The sequence below is a fragment of the Micromonospora sp. CA-259024 genome (genome assembly GCF_050936255.1).
Taxonomy (GTDB): Bacteria; Actinomycetota; Actinomycetes; order Mycobacteriales; family Micromonosporaceae; genus Micromonospora.
In genome coordinates this window covers 2,633,469-2,650,453 of record NZ_JBNJND010000002.1, presented here as the reverse complement: position 1 = coordinate 2,650,453, position 16,985 = coordinate 2,633,469, and the positions used below count along the sequence as shown (strand labels likewise).

Genomic DNA, 16,985 nt, shown 5'->3' with positions numbered 1-16,985 from the left:
AACGATCATTGATTTCCGGTGTCGTCCCGCTCGCCTCGTCCGTTCAGCTATTTCCCAGCTTCGTATGCATGATCCAGTTCACACCGTGGTTCAGCTCGTCGCGGTGGGGGTCGGCGCGTCGCTCGGCGGCGCCGTCGGGCCTGCCGTGGGCCCGCCGGTGGCCGTCCCGGTTGGCTCCGGCGTAACGGTCGGGTCCGGCGTGGTGCTCGGGTCCGGCGTGGCGCTCGGCGTCGTGGGTGGGAGGGGCGCTCCCGGTGCGCGGGGCCCGAAGGGCGCCTGGTCCGGGCAGTACGGGTACGCCCGTAGCAACGGCTTGCCGTAGACGTCGATGGGGCTCGGGCAGTCCGGGTAGCCGAGGCGGATCGGATTGCCGTTCTGGTCGAAGAGCCGAGCGTCCTCCACCAGCCGGCCCTCACTGTCGTAGACGAAGACGTCCCGGATCTGGCTGTACTGACTGTCGACCGACGTCGGGGAGTAGCCGTAGTCGCCGTAGCGCATCCGGTCCTCGGCCTGCATGAGGGCGGCGAACGCGAAGATCACCAGCACCACACTGCCGACCTGCACCGCCGAGCGCGGCCAGCGGGTCAGCCGGGCGGAGCGGCGGCCGATCCAGATGGAGGCGAGCACGAAGCCGACCAACATGATCAGGCCGGCCAGCAGCTCGCCACCGAACCGGGGCAGCAGGCCGAAGCTGCCCCCGGTGCTGATCACGGTGACCAGCATCGCCGCCAGGTAGCCGCGCAGCACCCACCAGCCGGGGCGCAGCAACCGGAGAAAGTCGCTGGCCGTCGCGTACCCGAGGGGTGGGCCGAGCCGGGTGTCGATGACGCGCAGTCGGCTGCGGACCCGGACCACCGCGGTGGCGACCCGCTGGTCGAGATTGCGCCCACCGCCCGGGGCGGCGCCGGCCGCGGCGCGCAGCTCGGCGGCGTACGTCTCGGGCTCACCCAGCCGCTCGACGAGGGTGCCCTCGGACTCGGCGGCGACCTCGGTGAGGTGATCGGCGAGATCCTCGGTCAGCTCGTCGCGTTGCGTGGTCGGTAGGTCGGCCAGAGCGGCCCGGACCCGCGCCACGTAGTCGGTGATCTCCTGCTCAGTGACGGTCATGCCGCCATCCCCCGATCGTCGAGCAGACTGTCCATTGTCGTGGCGAACGAGCGCCAGAGCTTGCCGGAGCGGGTCAACTGGTCACGCCCCGCGGCGTTGAGTGAGTAGTACTTACGGTGCGGCCCGGATTCGCTCGGCACGACGTAGGTGGTGAGCAGGCCGGCGGCGAAGAGGCGGCGCAGCGTCCCGTAGACCGAGGCGTCGCCGACCTCCTCCAGGCCGGCCTCGCGCAACCGGCGGAGGATGTCGTATCCGTAGCCGTCCTCCTCCCGGAGAACGGCGAGGACGGCCAGATCGAGCACGCCCTTCAGCAACTGTGTGGTGTCCACGCATTGCACACTACTGCGCATTGCGAAATACCGTCAACGATTCACCTCGACACGCCGGGCGGGGCGGCGCAGGCGGGGGGCCGAGCCGGGCGGGGGGCGAGCCGGGCCCGGCGAGGCGCGCGCGGCCGGGTTTCCGCCGAGGCTTTGATCGACGCCAGGTCGATCAAGCGCGGCCAGGTCGATCAAGCACGGCCGGGTCGATCACGCCCCGCCAGGTCGATCACACACCCCCGGCTAGGTCACACCGAAGCTAGTTCTGGGCCGGCTGGAGGCTCCAGGCGATGCCGTCGAGGATGTCGTGCTCCGAGGCGACCACCGACGGCATCCCGGCGCGCTCCATGATCACGCGAAGCACCAGCGCGCCCGCGCCGATCACGTCGGCCCGGCCCGGGTGCATCACCGGGATCGCCAGCCGCTGCTCACGGGTCTGACCCAGCAGGTCCGCGGTCACCTGAGCCACCGCCTCGTACGACACCCGGGCGTGGTGGATGCGCTCCGGGTCGTACTCCCGCAGGCCCTGGGCGATGGCGACCACGGTGGTGACCGACCCGGCGAGCCCGACCAGGGTGGCCGCCTCGCGGCCGGGCACCACGGCGAGCGCCCGGTCCACCACGGCCGCGATGTCGGCCTGCGCGGCGGCGACCTGATCGGGAGTCGGCGGGTCGCCGGGCAGGTGCCGCTCGGTCATCCGGACACAGCCGATGTCCACCGAGATCGCCGCACGCACCCCGTCGGCCCGGTCACCGACCACGAACTCGGTGGAACCGCCGCCGATGTCGACGACGAGGAACGGCTCCTTCGCGTCGGCCGGCAACCCGCGCACCGCACCGGTGAACGACAGCCGGGCCTCCTCGTCGCCGCTGACCACCTCGGGTGCGACACCCAGGGTGCGCTGCACCATCTCGGTGAAGTCGTCGGCGTTGGAGGCGTCCCGGGAGGCCGAGGTGGCGCACATCCGTACCCGCTCCGCGCCCAGCTTCTCGATGTCGGCCGCGTACGACGCCAGCGCCACCCTGGTCCGTTCGATCGCCTCCGGCGCCAGCCGGCCGGTGCGGTCCACACCCTGCCCCAGCCGGACGATCTCCATTCGTCGGGTCAGGTCGACCAGCGGCGCCTGCGACCCGGCCGGCTCCTCGGGCAGGTCGGCGACCAACAGTCGGATCGAGTTGGTCCCGCAGTCGATGGCCGCCACACGCGTCGTCACGGCAGCAACCTTACGGCAGGACGGGGGGCCACCCGGCGGCTTGGCCGGGCGGCGGCCACGCCTCGGACCAGTTCTCCGCCGACGCGTCCGGACCCGCGCTCAACAGCCCCACTCCCAGCGGTGTCAGGTGATGCCGGACGGCCCCGCCCTCCCGCTCGCTGGCCACGAGCCCAGCAGCCCGCAGCGCCGTGGCGTGCTCCGACGCCGAGGAGAGGCTGATCCCGGCGGCCCGGGACAGCACGGTGGTGGTCAACCCGCCTTCGGCTGCCAGCCGGCGCAGCACCAGCGCCCGGGTGGCACCGAGCAGTCGGCCGAGGGAATCGACCGAAGCGGTGGCGCCGCGCGGAGGCATCGCCGCCGGATAGACGAGCAGGATCGGGTGACCCGGCTCGACCAGCACCCGGGGGCGCGGGCCAGCCAACGGGGAGGGCAGCAGGATGATCCCGTGGCCGGTGCCGGGCAGGTCCCCGCTCCACCACGTCCGCACCTCCAGCACCGGCTCCCGCCACCGGATCGCCGGGTGCAGCCCCGCGAAGAGACCGGCCAGGCCGTGCTGCGCCAGCCGTTGGCTGGCACAGATCACCTGCTGGCGGTACGCGGACACCAGCTCGTGCCACTGCGGCGCGAGGACGGCGTCGAACCAGGTGCGGACGGCCCCGCCGAACAGGTCCAGCACCTCCGGATCGGCGGCCGCGAACCGCCGCCGCAGCGGGGTGGCGACCTCGTTCCCGTACGCGGCGGTGACCTCGGCGCGGACCCGTCGTGCCGGAGTGGCCCGGATCGCCTCCAGACCGGCGGCGACCGACTCCAAACCGTCGAAGGGGGTCACGAAGTCCGGCAACCGCCCCCGGTCCGGTAGCAGGTGCCGCAGGATCGCGGTGGCGGTCTGGGCGGCGCCCGTGCTCTCGACCACCGCGGCCCGCTCGGCCAGGGCCGGTGCCATCGCCGCGACCGTGGGATCACGCAGCCACTGACCGGCGAGCAGGGCGGTGCCGACCGGGTGCAGCCGGTCGGCGAACCGAACCCGGCACAGGTCCGCCGGCCCGAGCTGGAGGCGAAGCATGGCAACAGCCTGCCCCCCTTCGCCCAGGACCGAAAGGGTTGATCCGCACCCGGGATACCTCCAGTGTGGACAGCGGAGTCGACGGGGGGTGGCCGGCGTGCGGCTGACGAAGGCGGTGTTGACGGGGCTCTGCCTCATCGTGATGGTCGCGGCCTGTGGTGAGCGGGGGCAACCCTCGCCGACCCCGCCAGCCACACCCTCCGCGCCGGCTGAACGCCCGGCGCCGGGCGACCACCTGCTCACCATGAAGCACAACGGGCTGGACCGCACCTACCTCCTGCACGCGCCGCCCGGGTACGACCCGAGCCGCCCGTCCGCCCTGGTCATCGCGCTGCACTTCTATCCCGGCGCCGGCCCTTCCATGCGCGAGCTGGCGGGCCTGGACGCCCGAGCCGACAAGGACAACGCCCTGGTCGCCTACCCCGACGGGGTGAGCGGCGGCTTCAACGCGCTGGTCTGCTGCGGCACCCAGGACGACGTCGGCTTCCTCAACGCCCTCACCGATCACCTGGTGCAGACCTGGCGCGCCGACCCCAACCGGGTCTTCCTCACCGGCATCTCGAACGGCGGCGACATGAGCTTCCGGGCGGCGGTCGAGGGTGCCGGCCGGTTCGCCGCGATCGGGGTGGTCAGCGGCGGTTACAGCGGAAAACTGACCACGGCCGAGAGCTACCTGCCGACGAACCCGGTCTCCGTGATCACCTTCATCGGCGGGCAGGACCGGTACGCCCCGATCTTCCAGACCGGCATCCGGACCTGGCAGCAGCGGCTCACCTGCCAACCCAGCCCGAAGGCGTCCGGGGTGCCGAAGGTGACCAGGACCGTCGCGTCCTGCGCGGACGGCAGCGAGGTCAGCGTCTACACCCTCACCGACATGGGCCACAGCTGGCCGGGGGCGGCATCCGGTCAGCTCGCCGCACCCGCCGCCGGCCTCTCCGCCACGGACCTGATGTGGGAGTTCTTCGCCGCACATCCCCGGCGGGCCTGATCACAGGCGCAGCAGCATCCGGGTGTTGCCCAGCGTGTTCGGCTTCACCCGCTCCAGGTCCAGGAACTCCGCGACACCCTCGTCGTACGAGCGCAGCAACTGCTCGTACACCGGTTGCGGCACCGGCGCGCCGTCGATCTCCTGAAAGCCGAACGCACCGAAGAACCGCGTCTCGAAGGTGAGCACGAAGATCCGCCCCACGCCCAGCTCCCGGGCGGCGTCGATCAGCTCGCCGACCAGCCGGTGCCCGATCCGCTGGCCCCGGCAGGACGGATCCACCGCGACCGTACGGATCTCCGCCAGGTCCTCCCACATCACGTGCAGCGCACCGCAGCCCACGACTGCGCCGTCGTCGGCCCGAACCGCCACCCGGAACTCCTGCACGTCCTCGTACAGGGTCACGGTGGCCTTGCTCAGCAGCCGGCGGTCGTCGGTGTACGTGTCGACCAGGCGCCGGATGCCCCGCACATCCCCGGTACGGGCCCGCCGCACCAGAATCTGACTCTCGGGTGCCGAGGACCCAGCCCGCGCGCTCATTCGCCCGCCGGCACGTCCACGCACGGGCCGGCGGCCCACCACGGCTCGACCAGCTCCAACGTCTCGTCCCCGAACGGGTTCACCCCGGGGCCGGCGCCCAGCGCGTGCCCCAGGTGCACGTGCAGGCACTTCACCCGACCCGGCATCCCGCCGGCCGAGACGCCGGCGATCTCCGGTACCTCGCCGATCGCCGCCCGACGGGCGAGGTAGTCCTCGTGTGCGGCACGGTAGTGGGCGGCCAGCTCGGGATCCGTCGTCAGCCGGTCCGCCATCTCCTTCATCAGCCCCGCCGACTCCAGTCGGCTGCACGCCGCGGTGGCCCGGGGACAGGTCAGGTAGTAGAGCGTCGGGAAGGGTGTGCCGTCGGCGAGGCGGGGGGTCGTCTCCACCACGTCCGGGAGACCACACGGGCACCGGTGGGCAACCGCCCGGGTGCCCCGGGGTGTCCGGCCGAGCTGCGCGGCCACCGCGGCCAGGTCGGCCTCGGTGGCCGGTTCCCGCTGCGGCAGGGGTACTGAATCCGCCGCCGACTCGTGCGGTGGTACGACAGTCACGGTCTCTCCTGGTGCGGTGGGTCGGTGGATCACTTGCCCGGCTGCTGGCTGTCCGCCGCCCGCACGCTCGACCAGAGCGTGTCGTACCAGGTCACCGGCCCAGCCGGGGCGGACGAGCCGGCCGGCTTCCCGGCGTCCCGGGCGGCGCCCTCCGGGTCGTGCAGCACCACCATCATCTTCTCGCCCGGCCGGCCCATGAAGAACCGCTCCCGAGCCTGCGTCGTGATGTACGCCGGATCCTTCCAATTGGCGGCCTCGGCTTCGAGCTTGGCGATCTCCGCCTCCTGCACCGCCTGGGCCGCCTCCATCCGCTCGATGTCGGCCTGCTGGTCCAGGTAGACCCGGACCGGGTAGGTGTAGGCCAGGGCGAGCGCGATCAGGACCGCGAACAGCACGGTGGCCCGGCCGGTGAAGCGACGGGGGTGGGGTGCGGCGAGCCGTTTGACGGAACCACCGGCGGCGGTACGCCGAGCGGCGGCCGGACGATTCGCGGAGCGCACGCCGTCGGCGCCCCGGGCCGCGCCCGGCGCCCGACCAGCGGCGCCACGCGGCTCGGCGCGTACGCCGGTCTCCCGGACCGAACCCCGCGTGGCGCGGGCGCCACCCGGCCGACCGGACTGACCCGGCCGGCGGGCGGGACGCTGACCACCCGGTGTGCGGCGCTGCTGCATCGTCACACCCCTCCCCCGAGGCTTCGTGCGTCTCAGGCCGAACGGTAGCGCGGGAACGCGCCGGCGCCGGCGTAGCGCGCCGCGTCGGCCAGCTCCTCCTCGATCCGGAGCAGCTGGTTGTACTTGGCGACCCGGTCCGAACGGGCCGGCGCGCCGGTCTTGATCTGGCCGCAACCGGTGGCCACCGCCAGGTCGGCGATGGTGGTGTCCTCGGTCTCGCCGGAGCGGTGGCTCATCATGCACTTGAAACCGGCCCGGTGGGCCAGGTCCACCGCGTCCAGGGTCTCGGTCAGCGAACCGATCTGGTTGACCTTGACCAGGACCGCGTTCGCGGACTTCTCCGCGATACCGCGGGCGATGCGCTGCGGGTTGGTCACAAACAGGTCGTCACCGACGATCTGCACCCGGTCGCCGATCGAGGCGGTCAGCGTCTGCCAGCCGCTCCAGTCGTCCTCCGCCAGCGGGTCCTCGATCGACACGATCGGGTACTCGTCGGCCAGCTTCGTGTAGTAGGTGCTCATCTCGTCGGCGGACTTCGCGGCACCCTCGAAGGTGTAGGTGCCGTTGTCGAAGAACTCCGTGGCCGCCACGTCGAGCGCGAACACGATGTCGGTGCCGAGCCGGTAGCCGGCCTTCTCGACCGCCTCGGCGATCAGGTCCAGGGCTGCCGCGTTGGTCGGCAGGTTCGGCGCGAAGCCACCCTCGTCGCCGAGGCCGGTCGACAGGCCCTTCTTCTTCAGCACCGACTTCAGCGCGTGGTAGACCTCCGCGCCCGAGCGCAGCGCCTCACGGAAGGTGGGCGCACCGATCGGCGCGATCATGAATTCCTGGATGTCGACGTTCGAGTCGGCGTGCGCGCCACCGTTGAGGATGTTCATCATCGGCACCGGCAGGAGGTGCGCGTTCGGGCCGCCCAGGTAACGGAAGAGGCTCAGCTCGGCGCTGCCGGCAGCGGCCTTCGCCACCGCGAGGGAGACCCCGAGGATGGCGTTCGCGCCCAGCTCCGACTTGCTGTCGGTGCCGTCGATGTCGAGCATCTTCTGGTCGATCAGCCGCTGCTCGCTGGCCTCGTACCCGATGATCTGGTCGACGATCTTGTCTTCGACGTTGGAGACCGCCTTCTCCACGCCCTTGCCCTGGTAGCGGTCGGCGTCACCGTCGCGCAGCTCGATCGCCTCGAAGGCGCCGGTGGAGGCGCCGGAGGGCACGGCGGCGCGGGCCACCGTGCCGTCGTCCAGGCCGACCTCGACCTCGACCGTCGGGTTGCCCCGCGAGTCGAGAATCTCCCGGGCGACGATTCCCTCGATGGTTGCCACTGAGTCGCTCCTCGTTGTTGTGATCCGGTCCGTGGGTGGGCCGCGACGGTGCGGCTGAGGCAGGTGTTGAACGCAGCGTATCGGGCGGCGCGAACGGGCACGGCGTCGCCCGCGCACCCGAGTCGCCCCGCGTTGACGGACATTCCCGGATTTCCGGGCGTCAACCGGCAACGGGTTTGCGCTGCGCGGACCAAATCCACCAGGCTGGTCGCCATGCCCGCCGCCTCGACCACCCTCCGCATGCTCGCCGTGTCGGTCATCGCGTCGCTCACGGTCACCGGCTGTCAGACATTCGAGGACGCCGGAGTCGCCATGGGTCGCTCGGAACTCGTCAACGACCTCGCTGCCCGACTCGATCGGGCACTGGAGTTGACCTACTCGGCCGACTACCAGCTCCCCGGGGGCCAGAGCGCCGCGATCGTCCAGGCGCAGGACCCGGCCCGTTCCGCGTACATCTACCCGGGCGGGCGAGTCACCGTCACCCCGGAGGCCATCACCCGGTGCACGACGACCGGCAACCGCCCGCAGTGCACGTTGGTCGCCCCGCCCACCCCGGGCAGCAAGCCCACCGTGACGCTCTTCGGCGAGGCCAACAGGCAGGGCCTCGTCACCCCACCGGTGGTGGTCGGGTTGCTGAGCGCCGCCGCGCTCGACCCACAGGCGGTCATCAAGCAGAGCGACACCACCGTCGCTGGGCACCACGCCACCTGCGCCACGGTGCAGAGCTCGTCCGGCGACTTCACCGCCTGTGTGACCACCGAGGGCGTGCTCGGCAGCTTCACCGGGCCGGTCGACGGCAAGCCGATGGAGCTGGCGCTGAGCCACTACTCCACGACGGTCGACACGAGCGCGTTCGACCCGCCCGCTGGCGCCGGTGTGGTGGACCGCCGCCCCGGTGGCTCGTGACCGACCCGACAGCAGGCACCACGTCCGCCGTACCACCTGACGGGTCCACGTCCCCCGCGCGGCTCGGCGGGTCCACCTCCAGCGCAGCTCCCGGCGGATTCCTGCCGGGGGCCGACCGGAGCCGGCCGCCCGCCGCCGATGACCTGGCGCTGCCGGTGACCGGCGCGAAGCTGCTGACCAGCGCCGACGGCCGACCGCTGCGCGTCGCCGACCTGCCCGCCGACACCGACTGGGTGCCGCTGGGCACTCTCGGCGGGGTGCCCGCCTGGGCCACCGACCTGGCCACCGCCGACGCGCTGCCCGGCCGGGCACGCGGCTGGGCGTCGCTCGCCGCCGAGGTGCCGGAGCCGCACGCCACCCTCGCGGGCCGGGCGTTGGCGATGATCACCTGGCGGCGTACCCACCGGTGGTGCGGCGCCTGCCGAGGAGAACTGACCGACCTGCCCGGCGAGACCGCACGGCGGTGCCCCGACTGCGCCCTGTACCTGCCGATGCAGCTCTCCGCCGCGGTGCTGGTGGCGATCACCCGCCCGAGCCCGACCGGTGGCACCGACGAGCTGCTGCTGGTGCGGCACGCCACCGGGCCGACCGGGCTCTGGGCACTGGTGGCCGGCTTCGTCGAGGCCGGCGAGACACTGGAGGCGGCGGTGCACCGGGAGGTCGGTGAGGAGGTCGGGCTGTCCGTCGGCCGGCTCGCCTACTTCGGCAGCCAGCCGTGGGCGATCTCCGGCCCCGGCGTGCTGCTCGCCGGCTTCACCGCCCGTGCCGCGGACCCGCACGCCGAGCCGGTGGTCGACGGCCGGGAGCTGACCAAGGCTCAGTGGTTCGGTGTGGACGCGCTGCCGGCGGAGCTGCCGCCCGCGTACTCCATCTCGCGCTGGCTGATCGACGCGACGGTGACCGCCGCGCGGCGCTGAGCCACGCGCGGCCCGGCGTTGTCCTCAGAGACCCAGCAGGGTGCGCAGGTGGCGCGGGGGCGGGCAGTCGTGGGCGAGCATCGCGTCGTGCCAGTCGCGGACCGCCACCCCGTCCGGGCGGGCCGCGGCGATCTCGGCGACCTCGCTGTACCCCACGAAGTAGGTGGAGAGCTGGGTGGAGGTGAGCAACGCCCGGCGCCACTTGCCGGCCGCCTCGCCCTCCTCCTGGAAGCCGCGCCCGGTCATCAACGCCATCGCCTCGGCCTCGGGCAGGTCCTCGGCGTGCACCAACTGGTCGAGCAACGCGTTGATGGTCATCCGTAGCTGCATCTTGAGTTGCTGCAACCGCACCGGCAGACCGCCGAAGCCGAGACCCACCATCAGCTCCTCCGCGTACACCGCCCAGCCCTCGATGAACGGGCCGGACTCGGCGAGCGCGCGGACCCGGGTGCCGCCGACGTAGCGGCGGGCATGGGCGAGCTGGAGGAAGTGCCCCGGCATCGCCTCGTGCACCGTCAGATTGCGGATCATGTGGTCGTTGTATTCGCGGTAGAACGACTCGACCCGCTGCGCCGGCCAGTCCGCCGGGGTGGGCGCGATGCAGTAGAAGGTCGGCAGGGCCGCGGTCTCCAGCGGGCCGGGCGAGTCGCAGTAGGCCACCGCGACGCCCCGGGCGAACTCCGGCATCTCCTGGATCACGCACCGGTCGTCGACCAGGGTGACCAGGTCGTGGGCCCGGACGAAGTCGGTCGCCTCGTCCAGCGTCACCCCGGCCAGCTCCACGATTGTCGAGTCGTTCGGGTGCTCGGCGGCGAGCAGGTCCAGGGCCCGGCGTACGGCCGCGTCGTCGGCCGGCCCGCCGACCAGCCCGACGGCCGCCTCGCGGATCTCCGCGGTGACCCGGTCCAGGTTGGCCCAGGCGCGGCGCTGGATCTCGGCGGCGCCCAGCTCGGTGTCGAGGGTGTGCCAGAGCCGGGCCTCCCAGCGGCGCCGGCCCAGTCGCGGGTCACGGCCGGGGCCGGCATCCGCGGCCAGGCCGATGCGTAGCCAGGCGACGAACTCCTCCAGCGCGGCGATCGCCGCGGTCGCCGCCGGCTCGACCCGGTCCAGGGTGCTCGGCGCCTGGGCGAGCAGCGCCGGCAACTCGTCACGGATCAGCGCGGCCGTGCCGGTGAACTGCCCCACCGCCGTCTCCGCATGGACCCGCGGCATGTCCCGCAGCGTCGCGCGGGCGGTGGCGAGAGCATCCGGTACGGCGGCGAGCCGGCCGGCGAGCTGGGTCAGCCGCACCTCCGCCGGGGCGTACGGACGGGCCAGCAGCGGGTGCAGGAGCGGCCCGGGATTGTGCCGCAGGGGATCCCACTCGTGCGCGCGGATCTCGGTCAGCTCGAACAGCTCCCGATCCACGAAGGAGGTGAGCAGCGCGTGGTCGACCCGGTCGTCGACGTCGAGCGAGTCGGGGTCCAGTTCGGACAGCGCGTTGGCCGCGTCGGAGAGCATCGCCCGATCGCCGGCCAGAGCATCGGCGGACAGGTCCGGAAGCCGAGAGTCGAACCGGTGATCCCCCGCCGCGGTGGCAACCCCCGGCCGTGACTCCAGTAAAGCCTCGACAACCCGCTCCGCCAGCACCCCAAACGCTTCCACCCGGCCCACCCTACCGACCGCCCCCTGCACTGCCGCCTATTCGTCGATCATGAAGTTGTTGCCGTCCGACTCGGCGTGTCGCGGCAACAACTTCATGATCAACGCGGGTCTGGGGGTGGGGGTTGGGTTTCGGCGGCGCGGACGGCCTCGGCGTAGGCCAGGGTGGTGCGGCGGAGGGCCGCCTCGGGATCGATACCCGCCTCGCGGGCTGCCGCGACCGTAGCCAGGAGGCTCGCGCCCAGTCGTGCTTCCCCGCCCACCTGGGTGTCGGCCAGGGGCGGAGGAACCGACAGACCGATGCGGGCGGCACGCTCCAGGATCTGCGCGGCCAGGGCCAGTGCGGGCTGGCTCAGTGCCACGCCGTCCAGCACCGAGTCACGCGACTTCTCGGCGCGCTTGATCCGCTCCCAGTTCTCGGTGATCTCCTCCAGAGTGCCCGCCTCGGCACCGGCGAAGACGTGCGGGTTACGCCGGATCATCTTGTCGACCAGGCCACCCGCCACGTCGTCGATGGTCCAGCGTTCGCCCTCGGGCAACTCCTCGGCAAGCCGCGCGTGCAGCACCACCTGCAACAACACGTCGCCCAACTCTTCGCGCAGCGCGTCGGTGTCGTCGGCGCCGATCGCGTCGTACGCCTCGTAGCTCTCCTCCAGCAGGTAACCGGCGAGGCTGCGGTGCGTCTGCGCCCGCTTCCACGGGTCGCCTCCCGGCGAGGCCAGCCGGTCCAGCACGGCCACCGCGTCGAGCAGCCGCGCTCCCGGCGGATCCCACGAGCCGTACATCAACTCCATCTCGGCCAACCCCGGCTCCCGGGCCAGCCGCAGACCCAACTCCCGGGCCAGCGCCTCGTCGCCCGCCGGGCCAGCGAGCCAGACCACCGCGCCGTGCGTCGCCACCGCATCCAGCAGCGGCTGCGTCGCCGGGCCGTCCACCACAGTGACCTCGGCGCCCGCCTGGCGCACGGCCGTGGCCAACTCGCTCTCCGCACCGGCCAGCACCGGATGCTGGCGTACGACGTCCCAGGCCGCGGAGGTCAACAGGCCCGCGGGCAGCCGGGGCGAGGTGACCAGGAGGACGATCCGTGCCGACATGCTCAGCTGGCCGTGCCCTCGGCGCCCGGGACCGCACCGTCGGCGCCCGGGGCGTCACTCGACGGCAGCGGCTCCGGGCTGGAGATGTCGGTGACAGTGCTGACCTGGTCGAGATAGGGCAGGTCGTACGCGCCGAGGCCACGGCCCGGCACCTCGAACAGGGCCGGAATCTCCAGCCCGGAGTAGCGCGGGTTGAGGGAGACGTCCTCCCGCTTCACCTCTTCCTGGAAGGCCGCGCTGAGGGCCACCACCGCCGCCACCTGCCGGGCGATGTCCGGCTCGGCGAACCCGGCGCGCTGCTCCTCGACGGACCAGCCGGCGGGGGCCACGCCGCCCTCCACCAACGCGTCGTAGACCTTGGAACGCTCCTCGTCGGTCAGCTCAGCCGCCGGCAGCCCCGTCTGAAGTGCGATGAAGAGGTCGTACCAGTCGGCGGCGAGCTTCGCGTACTCCGAGCCGGGAACCTTGAAGCTCTGACCCAACTGCTCGGCGTTGATCTGGTCCTGCACCGGGAGTTGCTTCTCCGCGATGATCCGCTTGGCCAGGTCGATACCGACGAGCAGGTTGAGCATGTCCTGCGGGGTCGCCTCGATCCGGAGCAGCTCGGGCGAGGGGGACGCGGACGGACCGTTCTGCTGCTTGAACGCCGTCCGGACGGTCTCCTCGTACTTTGCCTGAGCCTCGGCGTGAATAGCGTCGACCCGGCCCACCGAGTAGGTGGTGTCACCGACGTAAGCGGCGACGCCCGGTGCGGACCTGCCGCAGGCAGCGAGGGAGAGGACACCCAGGGCCGCGACGCTGGCGGCGGCGATCACACGGCGAGCACGCATGCCCGTCACTCTCTCATGCCCTCTCCCGCGCTGTGACGGCCCCCACCTCACCCCGCCGCTACGGCGAGCGGGGCGGGGGCACCCAGCACATCGGAGAGCAGTTGCGCACACCACTGGAGCAGCGCCTGGTCACGCAGCGGCTCGCCACCGACCCGCCGGGTGGTCGGCCGAGGCACACTGACCTGGTCGGTGGCCTGCTTGTAGACGGCGTCGGGGTGGTAGCGCTTGAGCCGCAGCTGCTTCGAATCCGGCAACGGCAACGGCCCGAACCGTACGTGCTTGCCCTGCATGGACACGTCGCTCAGGCCGTACCGGCGGGCCAGCAGGCGGAACCGGGCCACCTCCACCAGGTTCTGCACCGGGGCCGGCGGCTCGCCGTACCGGTCGGTCATCTCGGCGACCACCTCGCGTAGCCGCTCCTCGTCGCGCGCCTCGGCGAGCTTGCGGTACATCTCCAGGCGCAGCCGCTCCACGCTCACGTAGTCGTGCGGCAGGTGCGCGTCGACCGGCAGGTCGATCTTGACGTCGGTCTCCTCCTCCGGCCGCTCGCCCTTGAACGCGGAGACCGCCTCGCCGACCATCCGCACGTACAGGTCGAAGCCGACGCCCTCGATGTGCCCGGACTGCTCGCCGCCGAGCAGGTTTCCGGCACCCCGGATCTCCAGGTCCTTCATCGCCACGTACATGCCGGCGCCCAGCTCGGTGTGCTGGGCGATGGTCGCCAACCGCTCGTGGGCGTGCTCGGTGAGCGGCTTCTCCGGCGGGTAGAGGAAGTAGGCGTAGGCCCGCTCCCGGCCCCGGCCGACCCGGCCACGGATCTGGTGCAGCTGGGCCAGGCCGAGCAGGTCGGCCCGCTCCACGATCAGCGTGTTGGCGTTCGGGATGTCGATGCCCGACTCGACGATCGTGGTGCAGACCAGGACGTCGAACTCCTTCTCCCAGAAGCCGACCATGACCTTCTCCAGGGCGTCCTCGCTCATCTGGCCGTGCGCCACCGCGACCCGCGCCTCGGGCACCAGCTCCCGCAGTCGCCGCGCCGCCCGGTCGATCGACTCGACCCGGTTGTGCAGGTAGAAGACCTGCCCGTCGCGGAGCAGCTCCCGGTGGATGGACGCGGCCACCTGCCGGTCGTCCTGCGCGCCGACGAAGGTCAGCACCGGGTGCCGCTCCTCGGGTGGGGTGGCGATGGTGGACATCTCCCGGATGCCGGTGATCGCCATCTCCAGGGTGCGCGGGATCGGGGTGGCCGACATGCTCAGCACGTCGACCGACGCGCGCAGCGTCTTCAGGTGCTCCTTGTGCTCGACACCGAAGCGCTGCTCCTCGTCGACGATCACCAGACCGAGCTGCTTGAAGCGGGTGGCGGTCTGCAGGAGCCGGTGGGTGCCGATGACGATGTCGACGGTGCCGTCGGCGACCATCTCCAGCGTCCGCTCGGTCTCCTTCGCGGTCTGGAACCGCGAGAGCTGCCGGATCTGCACCGGGAACTGGCTCATCCGCTCGGCGAACGTGTTGAAGTGCTGCTGCACCAGCAGCGTGGTCGGCACCAGCACCGCCACCTGCTTGCCGTCCTGTACCGCCTTGAACGCCGCCCGGACCGCGATCTCGGTCTTGCCGTAGCCGACGTCGCCGCAGATCAGCCGGTCCATCGGAACGGTCTGCTCCATGTCCCGCTTGACCTCGTCGATCGCGGCGAGCTGGTCGGGTGTCTCCTGCCAGGGGAAGGCGTCCTCCAGCTCCCGCTGCCACGGGGTGTCCGGGCCGAACGAGTGGCCCTTGGACGCCTTGCGGGCGGCATAGAGCTGGATCAGCTGCGCGGCGATCTCCCGGACCGCCTTCCGGGCCCGGGCCTTGGACTTCTGCCAGTCCGAGCCGCCCATCTTGTGCAGGGTCGGCTGCTCGCCGCCCACGTAGCGGGAGAGCTGGTCGAGCTGGTCGGTGGGGACGAAGAGACGGTCGCCGGGCTGGCCCCGCTTGCTGGCCGCGTACTCGATGACCAGGTATTCGCGGCTGGCGCCGTTGACCGTGCGCTGCACCAGCTCGACGTAGCGGCCGATGCCGTGCTGCTCGTGCACCACGTAGTCGCCGGCCTTCAGCTCCAGCGGATCGATGGTGTTGCGCCGCCGGCTCGGCATCTTGCGCATGTCCCGGGTCGACGTGCCCCGACCACCGGTCACGTCGTTGCCGGTGAGCAGCACGAAGCGGGACGCCTCGTCGACGAACCCGCTGCTCAACGCGCCGCAGGTGACCACCAGCTCGCCGGGGACGGGTGCGGTCGGCACCTCCTCGGTCAACCGGGCACCCAGGCCGGCGTCGCGCAGCACCTCCACCGCCCGCTGGGCGGGGCCGTGCCCCTCGAAGACCAGCGCGATCGACCAGCCCTCGCCGGCCCAGCGCTTGAGGTCGTCGACCACCCGCGTGGTCTCGCCGTGGTAGAGCGGGGCTGGCTGGGCGGACAGGGTCACCGCGATGGCGTCGTCCGGGGTCACGACGGCCTCCTCCGGCGCGTCCTCCCAGGGCTGCCGCGTCTCGGTGGTCTCCGCCTCGGAGAGGCCGAACGGGGACAGCGTCCACCACGGCTGGCGCAGCTTGCCGGCGACGGCGCGTACCTCACCCAGGGTGCGGAAGGCGGCGGCGCCGACGTCCACCGGGGCCTGGCCGCCGACCGCGGCGGCGGCCCAGCTGGCCTGGAGAAACTCCTCCGAGGTACGCACCAGGTCGTGGGCCCTCGTGCGGATCCGCTCCGGGTCGCAGAGCAGCACGTGGGTGCCGGCCGGCATGGCGTCCAGCAGCAGCTCCAGCGAGTCGGGCCCGACCAGCACCGGCGCCAGTGACTCCATGCCCTCCACCGGGATGCCCTCGGCCAGCTTGTCCAGGATCTCGGCCAGCTCGGGATGCTGCTCGGCCAACGCGGCGGCCCGGTCGCGGACCGACCGGGTGAGCAGCAGCTCACGACAGGGCGGCGCCCAGAGCAGCGGGACCTGCTCGATGGTCCGCTGGTCGGCGACGGCGAAGGTGCGGATCTCCTCGACCTCGTCACCCCAGAACTCGACCCGGGACGGGTGCTCGTCGGTGGGCGGGAAGACGTCCAGGATGCCGCCGCGCACCGCGAACTCGCCGCGCTTGGTGACCAGGTCGACCCGGGCGTACGCCATGTCGATCAGCCGGCGGGCGACCTCCTCCAGGTCGGCCTCCTCGCCCGCGGCGAGCTGCACCGGCTCCAGGTCGCCGAGCCCCTTGAGCTGCGGTTGGAGCAGGGAGCGGACCGGGGCGACGACCACCCGCAGCGGACCGGTCCTGCCGTGCGCGTCGGCCGACTCGGGGTGCGCCAGCCGGCGCAGCACGGCCAGCCGCCGGCCCACCGTGTCCGAGCGTGGCGAGAGTCGCTCGTGCGGCAGCGTCTCCCACGAGGGGAAGACCACGACCTGCTCGGACGGCAGTAGCCCGCCCAGAGCGGCGGCCAGGTCGTCGGCTTCCCGGGTGGTGGCGGTCACCGCCAGCACCGGGCGCCCGGCCCCGCCGCCGGTGCCGTCGGGGTCGGCCGCGACGGCGGCCACCGCGAACGGGCGCAGCGCCGCCGGGGCGGTGATGTCGAGGCCGTCGACCTGGGCGGCACCGGAGCGCGCCAGGTCACGCGCCCGGGTCAGCCCGGGGTCGGCCAGGGCGGCGGAGAACAGACCGGTGAGCAAGGGAATCCTTCCAGGGGAGTCGACGCACACGACGGCGGCCCCTCGTCCAGTCGGACGGGGGGTGCACGACGACCAGCCTATCCCCGTGCACCGACACCCACCCCCTTCCGCGCCGACCGGGCCCGAGTAGCGACCGAAC

Annotated in this window: 15 protein-coding genes; 3 read left to right on the top strand and 12 right to left on the bottom strand. The window is 72.4% G+C overall.

Annotation, left to right across the window (positions count from 1 at the left end; translation table 11 throughout):
* Nucleotides 1–90: 90 nt before the first annotated feature.
* From ACQEUX_RS31920 to ACQEUX_RS31905, 4 genes are all read right to left on the bottom strand, one after another.
* Entirely contained in the window at nucleotides 91–1,107 is a 1,017-nt protein-coding gene (locus ACQEUX_RS31920; protein ID WP_433056389.1) for an HAAS signaling domain-containing protein, read from the bottom strand.
* Nucleotides 1,104–1,436 (bottom strand): PadR family transcriptional regulator, encoded by a 333-nt coding sequence (locus tag ACQEUX_RS31915; RefSeq protein ID WP_074316865.1) that lies wholly within the window; start codon nucleotides 1,434–1,436, stop codon nucleotides 1,104–1,106. Before ACQEUX_RS31915 ends, ACQEUX_RS31920 begins: the two co-directional genes overlap by 4 nt.
* Before the next feature lie 250 nt (nucleotides 1,437–1,686).
* Entirely contained in the window at nucleotides 1,687–2,628 is a 942-nt protein-coding gene (locus ACQEUX_RS31910) for an exopolyphosphatase (RefSeq protein WP_433057285.1), read from the bottom strand.
* A gap of 22 nt (nucleotides 2,629–2,650) precedes the next feature.
* Nucleotides 2,651–3,703 (bottom strand): ArsR/SmtB family transcription factor, encoded by a 1,053-nt coding sequence (locus ACQEUX_RS31905; RefSeq protein ID WP_433056386.1) that lies wholly within the window; start codon nucleotides 3,701–3,703, stop codon nucleotides 2,651–2,653.
* 97 nt (nucleotides 3,704–3,800) lie between these two features.
* Between ACQEUX_RS31905 and ACQEUX_RS31900 the strand changes: the two genes are divergently transcribed.
* Nucleotides 3,801–4,691: an alpha/beta hydrolase family esterase gene (locus ACQEUX_RS31900; protein WP_433056384.1), complete on the top strand. Its 891-nt coding sequence runs from the start codon at nucleotides 3,801–3,803 to the stop codon at nucleotides 4,689–4,691.
* Here ACQEUX_RS31900 and ACQEUX_RS31895 read toward each other — a convergent pair whose 3' ends face one another.
* The 4 genes from ACQEUX_RS31895 to eno are packed head-to-tail and all read right to left on the bottom strand — an operon-like array spanning nucleotide 4,692 to nucleotide 7,769.
* Nucleotides 4,692–5,228 carry an amino-acid N-acetyltransferase gene (locus ACQEUX_RS31895; protein WP_433056382.1) on the bottom strand — a complete coding sequence of 179 codons (537 nt, stop codon included), beginning with the start codon at nucleotides 5,226–5,228 and terminating at the stop codon, nucleotides 4,692–4,694.
* Nucleotides 5,225–5,782 carry a DUF501 domain-containing protein gene (locus ACQEUX_RS31890; RefSeq protein WP_433056380.1) on the bottom strand — a complete coding sequence of 186 codons (558 nt, stop codon included), beginning with the start codon at nucleotides 5,780–5,782 and terminating at the stop codon, nucleotides 5,225–5,227. The genes ACQEUX_RS31895 and ACQEUX_RS31890 overlap by 4 nt, the downstream gene beginning before the upstream one ends.
* A 29-nt stretch (nucleotides 5,783–5,811) precedes the next feature.
* A complete protein-coding gene (locus ACQEUX_RS31885; protein ID WP_433056378.1) occupies nucleotides 5,812–6,453 on the bottom strand; it encodes an FtsB family cell division protein in 642 nt (213 codons plus the stop codon).
* A 32-nt stretch (nucleotides 6,454–6,485) separates the two neighbouring features.
* On the bottom strand, nucleotides 6,486–7,769 hold the full coding sequence (gene eno / locus ACQEUX_RS31880; RefSeq protein ID WP_357352768.1) for a phosphopyruvate hydratase: 1,284 nt from the start codon (nucleotides 7,767–7,769) through the stop codon (nucleotides 6,486–6,488).
* Between the two features lie 213 nt (nucleotides 7,770–7,982).
* Between eno and ACQEUX_RS31875 the strand changes: the two genes are divergently transcribed.
* Entirely contained in the window at nucleotides 7,983–8,675 is a 693-nt protein-coding gene (locus tag ACQEUX_RS31875) for a hypothetical protein (RefSeq protein WP_433056376.1), read from the top strand.
* On the top strand, nucleotides 8,672–9,592 hold the full coding sequence (gene nudC / locus ACQEUX_RS31870) for an NAD(+) diphosphatase (protein WP_433056374.1): 921 nt from the start codon (nucleotides 8,672–8,674) through the stop codon (nucleotides 9,590–9,592). Before ACQEUX_RS31875 ends, nudC begins: the two co-directional genes overlap by 4 nt.
* Nucleotides 9,593–9,616: 24 nt before the next feature.
* Here nudC and ACQEUX_RS31865 read toward each other — a convergent pair whose 3' ends face one another.
* The 4 genes from ACQEUX_RS31865 to mfd form a co-directional block, all read right to left on the bottom strand.
* Entirely contained in the window at nucleotides 9,617–11,236 is a 1,620-nt protein-coding gene (locus ACQEUX_RS31865) for a DUF885 domain-containing protein (protein ID WP_433056372.1), read from the bottom strand.
* A 98-nt stretch (nucleotides 11,237–11,334) separates the two neighbouring features.
* Nucleotides 11,335–12,327: a nucleoside triphosphate pyrophosphohydrolase gene (locus tag ACQEUX_RS31860; RefSeq protein WP_433056370.1), complete on the bottom strand. Its 993-nt coding sequence runs from the start codon at nucleotides 12,325–12,327 to the stop codon at nucleotides 11,335–11,337.
* Nucleotides 12,328–12,329: 2 nt separating this feature from the next.
* Nucleotides 12,330–13,157 carry a hypothetical protein gene (locus ACQEUX_RS31855; RefSeq protein ID WP_433056368.1) on the bottom strand — a complete coding sequence of 276 codons (828 nt, stop codon included), beginning with the start codon at nucleotides 13,155–13,157 and terminating at the stop codon, nucleotides 12,330–12,332.
* A 47-nt stretch (nucleotides 13,158–13,204) separates the two neighbouring features.
* Nucleotides 13,205–16,846: a transcription-repair coupling factor gene (gene mfd / locus ACQEUX_RS31850; protein ID WP_433056366.1), complete on the bottom strand. Its 3,642-nt coding sequence runs from the start codon at nucleotides 16,844–16,846 to the stop codon at nucleotides 13,205–13,207.
* Between the last annotated feature and the right edge of the window lie 139 nt (nucleotides 16,847–16,985).